A 16,388-nucleotide genomic window follows, 5' to 3' on the forward strand; every position below is an offset into this window, starting at 1 on the left:
CGATGGCGCTACCCGATTTTTCCATGCGTCAGCTCTTGGAAGCTGGCGTCCACTTTGGCCACCAATCGCACCGCTGGAATCCGAAGATGGCGGATTACATTTTCGGTGCTCGCAACAACATCCACATCATCGATCTCGCCCAGACTGTGCCGATGCTGCATCGCGCGCTGCAGGCGGTGTCGGATACCGTCGCCAAGGGCGGCCGCATCCTGTTCGTCGGCACCAAGCGCCAGGCGCAGGACGGCGTTGCCGAGGCGGCCAAGCGCTCGGCGCAGTATTTCGTCAATTCGCGCTGGCTCGGCGGCACGCTGACCAACTGGAAGACGATTTCGGGCTCGATCAAGCGGCTGCGTCACCTTGATGAGGTGCTGTCTTCAGGCGAGGCCAACTCCTACACCAAGAAGGAGCGACTGACGCTGCAGCGTGAGCGCGACAAGCTCGACCGCTCGCTCGGTGGTATCAAGGACATGGGCGGTCTTCCCGACATGATCTTCGTGATCGACACCAATAAGGAAGACATCGCGATCCAGGAAGCGCAGCGTCTCAACATTCCCGTTGCCGCGATCGTCGACACCAACTCCGATCCCAAGGGCATCACCTATGTGGTGCCGGGCAATGACGACGCCGGCCGCGCCATTTCGCTGTATTGCGACCTGGTGGCCCGCGCCGCCATCGACGGCATTTCGCGCGCCCAGGGCGAGTCCGGCATCGACATCGGCGCCGCCGTTCAGCCGGTCCGCGAGGAAATTCCGACCGCGCCGGAAACTTCAGGCTTCCAGGGGCTGGCTGGTCCGCGCGGCACCGCCGACAATCTCAAGAAGCTCACCGGCGTGTCGGGCACGATCGAGAAGAAGCTCAACGACCTCGGCATCTTCCATTATTGGCAGCTTGCCGAACTCGACCACGACACCGCGCACAAGATCGGTGAAGAGGTTGGTCTTCCGAGCCGGGCCGATGCCTGGGTCGCCCAGGCCAAGGCGCTGACCGCGGAAGCGGAATAATTGGTTCTCCGCGTGGCCGGGTCTTCCGGCCACCGGTCCTGCTCCCCAGATACGGCGTTCCCTGTAGCTGACGACGGCACGGCGCAAGGCGCGCGCCGCGCCTGCGGCTCACAGGCAAGAAGGATATTCGACGATGGCAACGATCACTGCGGCAATGGTCAAGGAACTGCGCGAGTCGACTGGCGCGGGCATGATGGACTGCAAGGCAGCGCTCACCGAAACCGCGGGCGACATGCAGGGCGCCCAGGATTGGCTGCGCAAGAAGGGCCTCTCGAAGGCCGCGAAGAAGGCCGGCCGCGTCGCGGCCGAAGGCCTGATCGGCGCGGTCACCTCGGGCGTCAAGGGCGTCGTGGTCGAAGTCAATTCCGAGACCGATTTCGTCGCCCGCAATGAGCAGTTCCAGGGCCTCGTCAAGATGATCGCGCAGGTCGCGCTCGACGTTGGCGCCGACGTCGAGAAGATCAAGGCGGCGAAGGTCGGCAGCGTCACGGTCGAAACCGCGATTTCGGACGCGATCGCCACCATCGGCGAGAACATGACGCTGCGCCGTGCTGCCTCGCTTGAGGTCGGCAAGGGCGTGGTGTCAAGCTACATCCATGGCGCCGTGATCGATGGCGCCGGCAAGATGGGCGTGCTGGTCGCGCTGGAATCCACCGGCAAGACCGATGAACTCGCGCATCTCGGACGTCAGCTTGCGATGCATGTGGCGGCGACCAATCCGCAGGCGCTGGATCCGTCCGGCCTCGACCCCGAGATCGTTAAGCGCGAAAAGGACGTGCTGGCCGACAAGTATCGCCAGCAGGGCAAGCCGGAAAACGTGATCGAAAAGATCGTCGAGTCCGGCCTGAAGACCTATTACAAGGAAGTCTGTCTGTTGGAGCAGGCGTTCATCCACGACGAAAAGGGCAAGTCGGTCGCGCAAGCTCTGAAAGAAGCCGAAGGCAAGATCGGCGCACCTGTGAAGATTGCCGGATTTGTGCGCTATGCTCTCGGCGAGGGAATCGAAAAGCAGGAATCCGATTTCGCAGCCGAAGTCGCGGCGGCCAGCGGCAAAAAGTAACCGCTGCGGTCACAGTCTTCCGGCGCAAAGCGCCGGAAGTTACCTGCGCGGGACAAGGAAGCGATAAGCAATGGCTGAGCCGGTCTATCGTCGCGTCGTGATCAAGCTCTCGGGCGAGTATCTCGCAGGCAGTCAGTCTTTCGGTATCCACCAGCCTACCATCGACCGTATCGCCGACGACCTGATCGCGGCGAAGAAGCTCGGCGTCGAGGTGGCCGTCGTGATCGGCGGCGGCAACATCGTTCGTGGCGTGGAGGTCTCCTCGCGCGGCGTGTCGCGCCCGACCGGCGACACCATGGGCATGCTCGCCACTGTGATGAACTGTCTGGCGCTCGAAGCCGCGATCGAGCGCAAGGGAGCGCCGGCGCGGACACTTTCGGCTTTCGTGATGCCGGAGATTTCGGAGCTGTTCACCCGTGGTGCAGCGCACAAATATCTCGCGGACGGACGAATCGTCCTGCTCGGCGGTGGAACCGGCAATCCGTTCTTCACCACTGATACTACCGCGGTGCTGCGGGCGGCCGAAATCGGGGCGCAGGCGGTGCTCAAGGCCACCAATGTCGATGGCGTTTACAGCGCCGACCCGAAAAAAGACCCGTTGGCCAAACGGTTCGATCGGCTGACGCATTCGCAGGCGATCGCCGGCGACTACAAGGTGATGGACGCGACCGCTTTCGCGCTTGCCCGCGAGACGTCACTGCCTATCATCGTATTCTCGATCGCCGAGCCGGGTTCGATCGGCGCGATCCTGCGCGGGACCGGCCGCGGCACGGTGGTTGCTGGCTGATAGGCCGGTTGCAGTTTCGAACCGCGGCTTCAAGACGCCGGCGGCTGGTTTCTAAGGAGGGGAGAGCGCTATGCCCACGCCCGGTTTTGACATCAATGAATTGAAGCGCCGCATGCAAGGCGCCACCCATGCGCTCAAGCACGAGTTGGGCGGCTTGCGGACCGGCCGCGCGGCGGCGTCCATGCTTGAGCCGGTGCAGGTCGAGGCCTACGGCTCGCACATGCCGCTCAACCAGCTCGCCACCGTCAGCGTACCCGAGCCGCGGCTGCTTTCCGTCCAGGTGTGGGACAAGTCGATGGTGAAAGCCGTCGAGAAGGCGATCGTCGATTCCAATCTCGGCCTTTCGCCCGCGACCGAAGGGCAGGTGCTGCGCCTGCGGATTCCCGAGCTTAACGAGGAACGGCGCAAGGAACTGGTGAAGGTCGCGCATAAATACGCCGAGGCCGCCAAGGTTGCCGTTCGCCACGTCCGTCGTGACGGCCTGGATATCGTCAAGAAGCTCGAGAAGAATCACGAGATCTCCGAAGACGATCAGGAGCGCTTGGCCCATGATGTGCAGAAGGCGACCGACGCGACGATTGCCGAAATCGATCAGTTGCTGGCGGCGAAGGAAAAGGAAATCCTCACCGTTTGATGGCAACGTTCACGAGTGAGACTGGCACTGGAATTGAGATAATGCCGAACGCCGCCGCCCCCGCCACGGAAGGACCGGATCGATCCGTCCCGTTGCATGTGGCGATCATCATGGACGGAAACGGGCGCTGGGCGGCAGCCCGCGGCTTGCCGCGCACCGAAGGCCACCGTCGCGGCGTCGAGGCGCTGCGCCGCGTCGTTCGCGCAGCCCATGAACTCGGCGTGCTCTATCTGACGATCTTTTCGTTCAGCTCCGAAAACTGGTCGCGGCCGGCGACCGAAATCGGCGATCTCTTCGGTCTGCTTCGCCGCTTCATCCGCAATGATCTGGCGACGCTGCACCGCGACGGCGTGCGCGTGCGCGTGATCGGCGAACGAGAGGGGCTGGAGCCCGATATCTGCACGCTGTTGAACGAGGCCGAGGAACTGACGAGAGCCAACACCAAGCTCAACCTCGTGGTCGCGTTCAATTACGGATCGCGCCAGGAAATCGCCGGCGCTGCCCAACGGCTGGCGCGCGAAGTCGCGGAGGGCAAGCGTGACCCCGCATCGATCGATGCCGATACGCTCGGCCGCTATCTCGATGCGCCTGAGATTCCCGATCCCGACCTGATCATCCGCACCAGCGGCGAACAGCGGCTGTCGAACTTCCTGATGTGGCAGGCGGCCTATAGCGAGCTCGTGTTCGTGCCGATCCACTGGCCGGATTTCGACAAGGCCGCGCTCGAAAGCGCGATTGCCGAATATGCCAGACGGGAACGCCGTTTCGGCGGTCTGGCCGCGAAAACCGGATCGTGACGGACCCCGAGCCCTCGCCGGCGGCAGTAAGCGCGCCCGATTCGCGCAATCTCGTGATGCGTATCGCCGCCGCCGCGGTGCTGATCCCGCTTGCGGTCGCCATCGCCTATGCGGGCGGCTGGCTGTGGGCCGCGCTGGTGACGCTGGCGGCCATCGGTCTGTTCTTCGAATGGCTCGCGATCGTGGGTCTCGCCGGGGCAACGCGTGTGATCGTCCCCGGCGTGGCCGCGCTTGCGCTCGGCGGGGTTTGCTTTGCGATCGGCCGGCTCGATGCCGCCCTGATCGTACTCGGCATCGGCTTTGTCGCGGTCGTGTCGATCGCGCCGGAACGGCGAAACTGGGCGGCAGCCGGATTTCTGTACGCGGCGGCGGCCGAGATTGCCTCGGTGCTGGTGCGTTTGGATTCCGTAAAGGGTTTTGCCGCCCTGATGCTCGTGCTGCTGATCGTATGGGTGACCGATAGTGGCGGCTATTTCGCGGGCCGCGGTATTGGCGGACCGAAACTGTGGCCGCGCGTCAGTCCGAAAAAGACCTGGGCCGGCGCCGTCGGCGGTTTTGCCGCCAGTCTGGCTGTGGCAGGCGGATTTGCCGCGTTCGATCTGGGCAGAATAGGGCCGCTATTGATGCTTTCGGCGACCCTCTCGGTGGCTTCGCAGCTCGGCGACCTCTTCGAATCCGCCGTGAAGCGCCGTTTTGGCGTAAAGGACTCAAGTCACATCATTCCCGGCCATGGCGGACTAATGGATCGTCTGGACGGGTTTGTCGCAGCCGTCGTCGTGGCGGCACTTTTCGGCTTTCTGCGGGGCGGCGCCGATGGCGTCGGCCGCGGTCTTATGGTTTGGTGAAACGATGAGCGCAGTTCCATTGCGTAACAACAAGGTCGCTTTATCGGATGTGCGCACTGTTACGGTGTTGGGCGCCACCGGCTCCATCGGCGACAGCACGATGGATTTGCTGCGCGGCGCGCGCGACCGCTATCAGGTCGAGGCGCTGACCGCGAATACCAATGTCGAAGCGCTGGCCAGGCTCGCGAAGGAATTTGGCGTGCGATTCGCTGCGATCGCCGACCCCGCGCGCCTTGCCGAACTGAAGGATGCGCTGGCAGGCACGGGCATCGAATGCGGCGCCGGCGAAAGCGCGATCATCGAGGCCGCGGCGCGTCCCGCCGACTGGGTGATGGCGGCGGTAAGCGGCGCGGCCGGGCTGAAGCCCGCGCTCGCTGCGGTCGACCGCGGCGCCGCCGTCGCATTGGCGAACAAGGAATGCCTGGTTTGTGCCGGCGATTTCTTCATGCAGCGCGCGGCGAAGGCCGGCGCCTGCATCCTTCCGGCGGATTCCGAACACAACGCGCTGTTTCAGGCGCTCTCTTCCGGCAATCGCGAGGAATTGGTGCGCGTGATCATCACCGCATCCGGCGGCCCGTTCCGCACCTGGGCGCCGGCCGACATCGAGCGGGCCACGCTTGAGCAGGCCTTGAAGCATCCGAACTGGAGCATGGGCCAGAAGATCACTATTGATTCGGCCTCGATGATGAACAAGGGCCTCGAAGTCATCGAAGCTTCCTATCTGTTTGCACTCTCGGCCGACGAGATCGACGTTCTCGTGCATCCGCAGTCGATCATCCACGGCATGGTCGAATTCTCCGATCGCTCTGTGGTTGCGCAGCTCGGCGCGCCCGACATGCGCATCCCGATCGCGCACTGCCTTGGATGGCCCGATCGAATCGTCGGCCCGTCAGCCAGGCTGGACCTCGCAAAAATCGGCCAGCTCACGTTCGAGGCGCCGGACTTCGAGCGCTTCCCGGGCTTGCGGTTGGCCTACGAGGCGTTACGTACAGGACGTGGCGCGACCACGGTATTCAATGCTGCCAATGAGGTGGCGGTGGCGGCGTTCATCGCCGGAAAGATCAAGTTCGGGTCGATCGCGCGCCTCGTCGAAGCCACCATCAACGACTGGATTCGTGCCGGGAACCTTGCGCCTTTGAGCTCGGCCGACGACGCCATTTCCGTTGACCATAATGCGCGAAATCGAGCTGCCTCCCTATTGCCTCAAATTGCCTTAAAGGCATCCTAGAGGGTTGGGGACGGAGCCATCGGCTCTTGTCGAGGGGAACCTGATGTCAGAACTTTTGCTAAATAGTTTCAATACGTTGGGCCACGGGCTCATCGGCTACATCATTCCCTTTTTGTTCGTTCTGACCATCGTCGTGTTCTTCCATGAACTCGGCCATTTCCTGGTCGCCCGATGGGCGGGCGTGAAGGTATTGACGTTCTCGCTCGGTTTCGGGCCGGAACTTGCCGGCTTCAACGACCGTCATGGCACGCGATGGAAAATCTCCGCGATCCCGCTCGGCGGTTATGTGAAGTTCTTCGGCGACGAATCGGAAGCCTCGACGCCGGCCTCGGCCGAATCGCTCGCTCGCATGAGCGAGGAAGAGCGCGCGGGCAGTTTCCATCACAAGAAGGTCGGCGCGCGCGCAGCCATCGTGGCCGCCGGTCCGCTTGCGAATTTCATTCTGGCGATCGTCATTTTCACCTGTCTCTTCACTTTCTTCGGCAAGCCGAGCACGACGGCACGCGTCGACAAGATCGAAGCCAGCAGCGCTGCCGAGCGGGCGGGCTTTCAGGTCGGCGACATCGTCACCGCCATCGACGGCAAGACGATCGGCAGCTTCTCCGACATGCAGCGCTTCGTGAGCGTTCGCGCCGGCGAGACCATGACTTTCACCGTCAAGCGCGGTGATTCCACGCTGCAATTGAATGGCACGCCGGAACTGCGTGAAGTGAAGGATCCGTTCGGCAATACCCAGCGGCTCGGAATTCTCGGCATTACCCGTGCGACAACGCCTGGCGAAGTCACCACGGAGAAGGTCAATCCGGCCACCGCACTTTGGCTGGGAATCAAGGAAACCTGGTTCGTCATCGAGCAGACGCTCGCCTATATCGGGAACATTTTTACCGGCCGGGCAAGTGCGGACCAGATCGGTGGGCCGATTCGGATCGCGCAGATTTCGGGGCAGGTGGCTACCTTGGGAATCATCCCGCTGCTGCATCTGGCGGCGGTGCTGTCCATTTCGATCGGGCTATTGAATTTGTTCCCGGTGCCCTTGCTCGACGGCGGTCACCTTATGTTCTACACGGCCGAGGTGCTCCGCGGGCGTCCATTGTCGGAAAAATCCCAAGAATACGGGTTCCGAGTCGGGCTGGTTTTGGTGCTGATGCTGATGGTGTTCGCCTTCTACAACGACTTCCATCAGGTGCCGTGGTTGAAGGGGCTGTTCGGGAGATCGTAGAAGCGGCTTTTTTATGGCGTTGCCCATTGGCAACGTCTTGGAATGAAAATGGAATCGCATCGCGATGTCTGGTTTGCCGCCCTGTCGAAATTGGCTACAAGCAATGCAACTTTGGGAATCTGCCGGTTCGTAGGGGTACGGGCCGGCATTGCAATGACGAGGGCGCGTTGCGGATGATGTTTGGAATGCGAGTGCGGGGGGGCTTGCTGGCCGCTCTGATCATGGTTGCCGCGCCGATGGGGGGCGCGCTGATCTCTGTGCCGGCTGCGGCCCAGACCGCTGCGTCAATCACGGTCGAAGGGAACCGGCGCGTCGAGGTCGAGACCATTCGCTCCTACTTCAAGCCGGGCCCCGGCGGCCGCCTCGGGCAGGCCCAGATCGACGACGGCCTAAAGGCGCTGATCGAGACCGGCTTGTTCCAGGACGTGCGAATCAACCAGGTCGGCGGCCGGCTGGTCGTGACGGTCGTCGAAAACGCCGTGATCGGGCGCATTGCCTTCGAAGGCAACAAGAAGGTCAAGGACGAGCAGCTTTCGGCTGAAATCCAGTCCAAGCCGCGCGGTACTTTCTCGCGCCCGATGGTTCAGTCGGACGCCCAGCGCATTGCCGAAATCTACCGGCGCTCCGGCCGCTATGACGTGCGCGTCACTCCGGAAATCATCGAGCAGCCGAACAACCGCGTCGATCTGATCTTCACGATCACCGAAGGCAGCAAGACCGGCGTCAAGTCGATCGAGTTCATCGGCAACGTCGCCTATTCGTCCTATCGGCTGAAGGACGTCATCAAGACGCGCGAATCGAACCTTCTGAGCTTCCTCGGCGGCGCCGACGTCTACGATCCCGACCGGGTCGAGGCCGACCGCGACCTGATTCGCCGCTTCTACCTCAAGAACGGTTACGCCGACGTGCAGGTGGTCGCCGCGCTGACCGAGTATGACCCCGACAAGAAGGGCTTCCTCGTCACCTTCAAGATCGATGAGGGGCAGCAATATCGCGTTGCTTCCGTCGATTTCCAGACTTCGATCCCGACCCTCGATGCCGCCTCGATGCGCAGCTTCTCGCGCGTCAGCGTCGGCTCGGTTTACAATGCCGAGGCACTGGAGAAATCCGTCGAGGAAATGCAGATCGAGGCTTCACGGCGCGGCTATGCCTTCGCCGTGGTGCGTCCGCGCGGCGATCGCAATTTCGAGCAGCATACCGTTTCGATCGTGTTCGCCGTCGACGAAGGCCCGCGCACCTATATCGAGCGCATCAACGTCCGCGGTAACACCCGTACCCGCGACTACGTGATCCGCCGCGAGTTCGACCTGTCCGAAGGCGACGCCTACAACCGCGCCCTGGTCGATCGCGCCGAGCGCCGGCTGAAGAACCTGGACTTCTTCAAGAGCGTGAAAATCGTCGCCGAGCCCGGCTCGTCGACCGATCGCGTGATCCTGATCGTCGATCTCGAAGAAAAATCGACCGGCGACTTCTCGGTGTCGGGCGGCTATTCGACCACGGACGGCGCACTGGCCGAGGTCAGTATCTCCGAGCGCAACTTCCTCGGCCGCGGCCTGTATGCGAAGGCTGCCGTGACCTACGGTCAGTACGCGCGCGGCGGCTCGCTGTCGTTCGTCGACCCCTATTTGCTGGACTATCGCGTTGCGCTCGGCCTCGATCTGTTTTACCGCGAGCAATTGGCCAACAGCTACATCGCCTATGGCACCAAGACGCTCGGCTTCAGCCCGCGGCTTGGCTTCACCTTGCGAGAAGATCTCGCGCTTCAGTTGCGCTACTCGATCTATCAGCAGGAAATCTCGCTGCCGAACCAGCTTGCGAACTGTAACAATAACCCGGCGAACTCGTTGCTCGCCTTCAACCCAAGCCCGGCCTTTGCGAACTTGAACGGCATCGACCTGACATCCACAAGCGGTCTCGGATGTTACTTCGACGGTGAAGCTTCGCTGCCGGTTCGCAAGGAACTGCAGAGCGGCAAGACGCTGACCTCGTCGGTCGGCTATTCGCTGAACTACAACACGCTGGACAATAACAAGAACCCGACCGATGGCTTACTGATCGACTGGAAGCAGGACTTTGCCGGTGTTGGCGGCGACGTGAGCTACATCAAGTCGGCGATCGATGCGAAGTACTACACCCCGCTGGTCGCCGATATCGTCGGCCTGATCCATCTCCAGGGCGGTATTCTCAACCAGTTCGGCGGCAGCGAGCTGCGGATGCTCGATCACTTCCAGATGGGCCCGAACCTCGTTCGTGGTTTTGCGCCGAACGGCATCGGTCCGCGCGATCTCAATCCGTTCGGCACGCGCGACGCGCTCGGCGGCACTAAGTATTGGGGCGCTTCGTTCGAATTGCAGATGCCGTTCTGGTTCCTGCCGAAGGAAGTTGGGCTCAAGGGCTCAGTCTATGCCGACGCCGGCGGACTGTTCGACTACAAGGGTCCGACGTCGTGGGCGGCAACGGGCGAGGTCAATGTGCCTGGCTGTGTCCCGCCGACGCAGGCGACGGCGACGACTGGGCCCAATCCCGGGACCTGTTTGGGATTGCAGTACGACAACGGCAATGTGGTTCGTACCTCGGTGGGTGTCGGTATCATCTGGGCCTCGCCCTTCGGTCCGCTGCGCTTCGACTATGCGGTTCCGCTTACGAAGGGTCAGTTTGACCGCGTGCAGGAATTCAAGTTTGGCGGTGGCACATCGTTCTAGGGTTCTTGAAGCGAAACGGACTAAGGTCCGCGTGACGAGAACACCAGGGAACAAGAGGAGGGTTCGGCTCCATTCCTTCGGAGCCGGCCCTCTGGTGTGAATAGCGGCCGGACTGCGACGGGTGAAATGGCGCAGCCGATATTCTTCAAGCAACCTCCTTCCTCGACGCTGGCCGAGCTGGCCGCGTTGACGGGAGCTCTATTGGTTGACCCCGCGCGGGACGATCATGTGATCAGGGGCCTTGCTTCGCTCGACGAGGCCGGTCCGATGCATCTGGCGTTTTTCGACAACCTCAAATACGCCGATCAGCTTAAGGCCACCAAAGCCGGCGCTTGTCTGGTCAGCCCGCGTTTCGAGGCCCAGGTGCCCGCCCATGTGGCGGTGCTGCGGGCTGCCCAGCCGTTCCGCGCCTTCGTGAAGCTGGCACGCGAGTGGCACGCCGATGCGCTCCGCCCGCAATCCTGGTTCGACAATGACGGCATCGCGCCATCGGCGATCATCGACCCGTCCGCCCATCTCGAGGACGGCGTCATCGTCGATCCGCTCGCGGTGATCGGCCCGCGGGTCGAGATCGGCACTGGCACCGTAATCGGTGCCGGCGCGGTGATCGGCGCCGACGTCAAAATCGGCCGCGAATGCAATGTCGGTGCGCGCAGCGCGATCCAGTTCGCCCTGATCGGCAACAACGTCCTGGTCCATCCCGCCTGCAGCATCGGGCAGGACGGTTATGGCTTCATTTTCTTCGGCCCGGAGGGCCATCTGAAGGTGCCCCAGACCGGCCGCGTCCTGATCCAAAACGATGTCGAAATCGGCGCCGGCACCTGCATCGACCGCGGCAGCCTGCGGGATACGGTGATCGGCGAGGGCACCAAAATCGACAATCAGGTCCAGATCGGCCACAATGTGACGATCGGCAGGCACTGCCTGCTGGCGGCCCAGATCGGGCTCGCGGGCAGCCTGACGATCGGTGACAACGTAGCGCTGGGCGCCAAGGTGGGCATCAACAACCACCTAAAGATCGGCGATGGCGCCCAGGTCACGGCGATGAGCGCGGTCAAGGACGACATTCCGCCGAATGGCCGCTGGGGCGGTCATTTTGCCAAACCGACCAAGCAGTGGTTCAGGGAGATTGTTGCAGTGGAGCGGCTGGCGCAGGGTGGCACCGTCGATCCGAAAGGTGAGGGGCGGGAGTGATGGAGGAGGCACCGGTCAGGTTTGAGCTCGTGGATATCAACGAGATCCTCAAGACGCTCCCGCACCGTTATCCAATGCTGCTGATCGATCGGGTGATCAAGATCCGGACCGATTACAGCGGTATCGGCATCAAGAACGTTACTTTCAACGAGCCGCCGTTTCTCGGCCATTTCCCCGAACGTCCGGTCTATCCCGGCGTGATGATGATCGAGGCCATGGCGCAGACCGCCGGCGTGATCGGAATCAAATCGGTCGAGGGCACCGAGAAGCCGCGCGCGGTTTATTTCCTCACGATCGACAAGTGCAAATTCCGCAAGCCGGTGATGCCCGGCGACACCATCGAGTACCACATGCGCTCGATCGGCCGCCGCAAGGCGATGTGGTGGTTTCACGGAGACGCCAAGGTGAATGGTGCCGTGGTCGCGGAAGCCGACGTCGGTGCAATGCTGACGGATTGAGCGGGATTGAATTTGTCCGTCACATAACTGACGTGTTCTTGATGTCTTTGTTCAATCCTTGGTAGTGGAATCCATTTTCGAGGTCGATTGACGAAATTTGCTGATCGGATCTGACCTCGGTCCATGCTTTTCAACGGAGGCGTCCTTGAACAAGTTTGCGTCCATCATTTCGTGTTTGGTCATTTTTCTGCTGATGCCGCCGCAAGCTTACGCGGAAGATCTCAATGGTCTTGTCGCGTCCCTCAAGGATGGCGGCTACGTCATCGTGTTTCGACACGGTGCCACCGACGATAGCCAGAAGGACATTTACCCCTTCAAATTCGACGACATGAGTGCGCAGCGCCAACTGAGCGAGAAGGGCCGCACGCTGGCGCGCGATCTTGGAGCTGCGCTCGCAAAACTCGGTGTGCCGATCGGCGAGGTCTACACCAGCCAGCTAAACCGCGCGGTCGAGACCGGCAAGCTGCTCAGCGGCAAGGACGTGTCTCCTGTCGACGCCCTGACCGACAGCGGCGCGGGCAGTCCGTCGGCGATGGCAAACCCCGACGGCAAGAACGCCAAAATTGGGCGCGCCGTCCGCGATCTCGTCAATGCGCCTCCGAAAGCCGGCTTGAATAACGTGGCGGTAACGCACAAGACCAACGTCGCCGATGCCTTCGGAAAGGAAATTGCCGATATCCGCGAGGGCGAGGCGCTCGTCTACAAGACCAGTAGCTCGGGCCCGGCCCACCTAATCGCGCGCGTGCAGCCTGGCGAATGGATCGCACTGGCCGGCAGCTAACAGGACGCCGTTCGGCCGTGCATCAACTTTGGGCGAGCCGCGTAACCTAATTGTGCCATCTCGAGGGAACTTCAGCCGGCCAGCAGCTTTGTAGATGCTGTGGGGAATCTGTTGCCGGATGGCCGCATGAAGTTTCTCTGGGTCGGTGTTGCACTGCTAGGCACAGCTATTGTTCTCAGCGGACATGCCGTGGCCCGCGATGACGGTCGCTACGCCAACTCCCCGCTCAAGTCGTGGTTCGACAGCCTCAGGAGCGGAAAGGGGCCATGTTGCTCCGACGCTGATGGCTCTGTCGTTGCCGATGTCGATTGGGAATCCAAGGACGGTCATTACCGCGTGCGGCTCCATGGCGAATGGATCGACGTCCCCGACGATGCTGTGATCACTGAACCAAATCGCGCCGGCCGGACCATGGTATGGCCGATGTGGGGCACGGTCGGGATTACGATCCGCTGTTTTTTGCCCGGCAGCATGACCTAGCGATGACTCGGCCTTCGATCGGGGAATCGGGCAGCCGCGGATGGATCTCGCAGGTCTTGCGCGCCCGACACATGACGTAATCATACGTCACTAGACAGCATTGAAATGCCGCGCTAACCACCGGAAAACGCGAGATATTCGCGCGCAATCGATGGGCTGGGCTGCTTGATGGGTACGATCGATCCAACCGCGCGGGTTGAGCATGGCGCTGTGATCGGCGAGGGGACGACAATCGGTCCCTATTGCATCATCGGGCCGCACGTCGTCATCGGGGCGAATTGCAAGCTGATCGCGCATGTGCACATCACGGCACAGACCACAATCGGCGATGGCTGCACGATCTATCCGTTCGTCTCGCTCGGCACGCCGCCGCAATCGCTGAGCTACAAGGGTGAACTGACCCGGCTCGAGATTGGAGCGGGCTGCATCATCCGCGAATCCGTCACCATGAACGCTGGCACGATCGCCGGCGGTGGCGTCACGCGCGTCGGCGAACGCGGCTACTTCATGAATTGCAGCCATGTCGGACATGATTGCCAGGTCGGCAATGACGTGATTTTCGCCACTTCGGCGACGCTCGGCGGTCATTGCGAGATCGGCGATTTCGTCTTCATCGGCGGGCTGTCTGCCGTGCATCAGTTCACGCGGATCGGGCCGCAGGTGATGGTCGGCGGTGTCTGCGGCGTGCGCGGCGACGTCATTCCATTTGGCCTCGTCAACGGCCAATATGCCAACCTCGAAGGGCTGAACATTATCGGCATGAAGCGCCGCAAGTTCACCAAGGAGCGGCTCGCCAAGGTGCGCTCGTTCTACCAAAAGCTGTTTCACGGGCCCGGTATTTTTGCGGAGCGGCTGGACGCGGTGCAACCGTTGGCCGGAGAGGATCCGGCGATCGCCGAAATCCTCGCCTTCATCGGCGACGGCAAGCATCGCGCGCTCTGCCTGCCCGCCGGCGACGGCAACAAACCTTGATGACGGGGTCGCCGCAGCCATGATCTCAGCGGCTTCCGACATTTCATCGCCGGTCGGCGTCATCGCAGGCGGCGGCGCGATGCCGTTCGCGGTGGCGGATTCCCTTGCCGCACGGGGATTGTCGCCGGTGCTGTTCGCGCTCCGCGGCGCCTGCGACCCGGATCGCGTCGGCCGCTTCCGCCATCACTGGATCTCGGTCGGACAACTCGGCCGTGCGACAAAACTGTTCCGCAGCGAGGGCTGCCGCGACCTGATCTTCATCGGCACGCTGCTGCGGCCCGCGCTGTCGGAGATCAGACTGGACTGGGGCACGATCCGCGTCCTCGGCCGCGTCTGGGCGGCGTTTCGCGGCGGTGACGATCATCTGTTGTCGGGGATCGGCCGCATCCTCGAACAGGACGGTTTCCGGATGGTCGGCATCAGGGATGTCGCCCCCGACGTTCTGATGCCGGAGGGGCAGATTGCCCGTGCCACGCCGGATGCCGCCGCCGCCGCCGATATTGCCAGGGGGCGGGAGGTGCTCGGCGCGCTCGGCCCGTTCGACATCGGCCAGGCCGTGGTCGTGATCGACGGGCATGTGGTCGCGGTCGAGGATATCGAGGGCACCGACGGGCTGCTGGCGCGCGTGGCGAGGCTGCGTGAGGCGGGGCGCATTCGCGCCAAATCCGGCCGCGGCGTGCTGGTGAAGGCGCCGAAGAGCGGGCAGGATTTGCGCTTCGACCTGCCGACCGTGGGCGCAAAAACCATCGACGGCGTGGCAAAAGCCGGGCTCGCTGGCATTGCCGTGATCGCCGGCCATACGATTGCCGCGGATTCACAAGCCATGATCGAGGCCGCTGATCGCGCCGGCCTGTTCATCCAGGGCTTGCCCGCGTGACGCCGCCTCGCGCGACCGCCGGGATGGAGCGGAGGATATTTCTGATCGCGACGGAAGAATCCGGCGATCGCCTCGGCGCCAGCTTGATGAAAGTGCTGCGCCAGCGCCTTGGCGATGCGGTACAGTTCGAGGGCGTCGGCGGCCGGGCAATGGCACGCGAAGGCCTGGAGTCGCTGTTTCCGATCGAAGAACTCTCGATCATCGGGCTGGCCGCGGTCGTCAGGGAATTGCCGAAGATCCTCGGGCTGATCAAGGAAACGGCCATCGTGGTGACGGAGGCGTCGCCGGATATTCTTGTCATCATCGATAGCCCCGACTTTACCCATCGCGTCGCCAGGCGCGTGCGCGCCAAGGATCCCAAAATTCCGATCGTCGATTATGTGTCGCCCTCGGTATGGGCGTGGCGGCCCGGCCGGGCGCGCGCGATGCGAAAATATGTCGATCACGTGCTGGCGCTGCTGCCGTTCGAGCCCGAAGCCTATCGCAGGCTGCACGGCCCTCCCTGCACCTATGTCGGTCACCCCCTGACGGAGCAATTGTCATCGCTGCGCCCGAATGCCGATGAGGCGAAGCGGCGGGCGGAATCGCCGCCGGTGCTGTTGGTGCTGCCGGGAAGCCGCCGCAGCGAAATTCGTCACCACATGACAGTATTCGGCCAGGCGGTGGGACTGCTGCAGGAGCAGGGAACGCCGTTCGAACTGGTGCTGCCGACCATGCCGCATCTGCAGGAGGCGATCGTGGACGCGGTGAAGGGCTGGCCTGTGCAGCCCCAGGTCGTCATCGGCGAGCAGGAGAAGCGCGCGGCGTTCCGGATCGCGCATGCAGCGCTCGCCAAATCCGGTACCGTGACGCTCGAATTGGCATTGGCTGGCGTGCCGATGGTGACGGCCTACCGGACCGGTGCCGTGGAAGCCTGGATCTTGCGGCGGGCGATCAAGGTGAACTCGGTGATCTTGGCCAATCTCGTGATCGGCGAGAATGTCGTGCCGGAATTCCTCCAGGAGAACTGCACACCGGAGAAACTCGCAGCGGCGCTGCGCGAGGTGTTGGGCGACAGCGAGCTGCGGCGGAAGCAACTCGAGGCCTTCGGCAAGATCGACGGCATCATGTCGACCGGCAACCAGCAGCCCAGCGCGCGTGCCGCCGATATCGTGCTGGCGACGATGTACAAGGCGCGACGGGGATAGGAATGTAGCCGGTAGGGTGGGCAAAGCGAAGCATGCCCACAACATGTAGCGTTGCCGAATGAATGGTGGGCGGCGGCGCAACGCCTTTGCGCACCTTACGAAGTATCAGACCTCATCCTGAGGAGCCGCGCAGCGGCGTCTCGAAGGATGAAGGGCACCAGCGGGG

The 16,388-nt window shown here is 62.8% G+C and carries 16 protein-coding genes; all 16 read left to right on the forward strand.

Annotated features, from left to right (window positions below; all coding sequences use genetic code 11):
• Positions 1–2 precede the first annotated feature (2 nt).
• The 16 genes from RX328_RS24135 (at position 3) to lpxB (ending at position 16,222) form a co-directional block, all read left to right on the forward strand.
• Positions 3–1,001: a 30S ribosomal protein S2 gene (locus RX328_RS24135; protein WP_213250331.1), complete on the forward strand. Its 999-nt coding sequence runs from the start codon at positions 3–5 to the stop codon at positions 999–1,001.
• 133 nt (positions 1,002–1,134) lie between these two features.
• Entirely contained in the window at positions 1,135–2,061 is a 927-nt protein-coding gene (tsf, locus tag RX328_RS24140; protein ID WP_213250329.1) for a translation elongation factor Ts, read from the forward strand.
• Positions 2,062–2,131: 70 nt separating this feature from the next.
• Positions 2,132–2,848 (forward strand): UMP kinase, encoded by a 717-nt coding sequence (pyrH, locus tag RX328_RS24145; protein WP_213250326.1) that lies wholly within the window; start codon positions 2,132–2,134, stop codon positions 2,846–2,848.
• Positions 2,849–2,918: 70 nt separating this feature from the next.
• Positions 2,919–3,482 (forward strand): ribosome recycling factor, encoded by a 564-nt coding sequence (frr, locus tag RX328_RS24150; protein WP_065729162.1) that lies wholly within the window; start codon positions 2,919–2,921, stop codon positions 3,480–3,482.
• Positions 3,483–3,523: 41 nt separating this feature from the next.
• Positions 3,524–4,279 carry an isoprenyl transferase gene (locus RX328_RS24155; protein WP_213250322.1) on the forward strand — a complete coding sequence of 252 codons (756 nt, stop codon included), beginning with the start codon at positions 3,524–3,526 and terminating at the stop codon, positions 4,277–4,279.
• 56 nt (positions 4,280–4,335) lie between these two features.
• Complete coding sequence (locus RX328_RS24160; RefSeq protein ID WP_249726281.1) at positions 4,336–5,124, forward strand: phosphatidate cytidylyltransferase; 789 nt, start codon at positions 4,336–4,338, stop codon at positions 5,122–5,124.
• 4 nt (positions 5,125–5,128) lie between these two features.
• Positions 5,129–6,352, forward strand: a complete 1,224-nt coding sequence (dxr, locus tag RX328_RS24165) for a 1-deoxy-D-xylulose-5-phosphate reductoisomerase (protein WP_213250316.1) — start codon at positions 5,129–5,131, stop codon at positions 6,350–6,352.
• A 43-nt stretch (positions 6,353–6,395) separates the two neighbouring features.
• Positions 6,396–7,571: an RIP metalloprotease RseP gene (gene rseP, locus RX328_RS24170; RefSeq protein WP_213250313.1), complete on the forward strand. Its 1,176-nt coding sequence runs from the start codon at positions 6,396–6,398 to the stop codon at positions 7,569–7,571.
• 173 nt (positions 7,572–7,744) lie between these two features.
• Positions 7,745–10,273, forward strand: a complete 2,529-nt coding sequence (bamA, locus tag RX328_RS24175) for an outer membrane protein assembly factor BamA (protein ID WP_213250311.1) — start codon at positions 7,745–7,747, stop codon at positions 10,271–10,273.
• A 126-nt stretch (positions 10,274–10,399) separates the two neighbouring features.
• Positions 10,400–11,467 (forward strand): UDP-3-O-(3-hydroxymyristoyl)glucosamine N-acyltransferase, encoded by a 1,068-nt coding sequence (gene lpxD / locus RX328_RS24180; RefSeq protein WP_213250308.1) that lies wholly within the window; start codon positions 10,400–10,402, stop codon positions 11,465–11,467.
• Complete coding sequence (gene fabZ, locus RX328_RS24185; protein ID WP_028345839.1) at positions 11,467–11,925, forward strand: 3-hydroxyacyl-ACP dehydratase FabZ; 459 nt, start codon at positions 11,467–11,469, stop codon at positions 11,923–11,925. The genes lpxD and fabZ overlap by 1 nt, the downstream gene beginning before the upstream one ends.
• A gap of 145 nt (positions 11,926–12,070) precedes the next feature.
• Positions 12,071–12,706, forward strand: a complete 636-nt coding sequence (locus RX328_RS24190) for a histidine phosphatase family protein (RefSeq protein ID WP_312017984.1) — start codon at positions 12,071–12,073, stop codon at positions 12,704–12,706.
• A 126-nt stretch (positions 12,707–12,832) separates the two neighbouring features.
• On the forward strand, positions 12,833–13,186 hold the full coding sequence (locus RX328_RS24195) for a hypothetical protein (protein ID WP_213250306.1): 354 nt from the start codon (positions 12,833–12,835) through the stop codon (positions 13,184–13,186).
• 168 nt (positions 13,187–13,354) lie between these two features.
• Positions 13,355–14,158 carry an acyl-ACP--UDP-N-acetylglucosamine O-acyltransferase gene (gene lpxA / locus RX328_RS24200; protein WP_213250303.1) on the forward strand — a complete coding sequence of 268 codons (804 nt, stop codon included), beginning with the start codon at positions 13,355–13,357 and terminating at the stop codon, positions 14,156–14,158.
• A 19-nt stretch (positions 14,159–14,177) separates the two neighbouring features.
• Entirely contained in the window at positions 14,178–15,035 is an 858-nt protein-coding gene (locus tag RX328_RS24205) for an LpxI family protein (protein WP_213250301.1), read from the forward strand.
• Between the two features lie 23 nt (positions 15,036–15,058).
• The gene (gene lpxB, locus RX328_RS24210; protein ID WP_213250545.1) at positions 15,059–16,222 is read left to right on the forward strand and encodes a lipid-A-disaccharide synthase; all 1,164 of its coding nucleotides are present in this window, start codon (positions 15,059–15,061) and stop codon (positions 16,220–16,222) included.
• Positions 16,223–16,388 lie beyond the last annotated feature (166 nt).

Source organism: Bradyrhizobium sp. sBnM-33 (assembly GCF_032917945.1).
Taxonomy (GTDB): domain Bacteria; phylum Pseudomonadota; class Alphaproteobacteria; order Rhizobiales; family Xanthobacteraceae; genus Bradyrhizobium.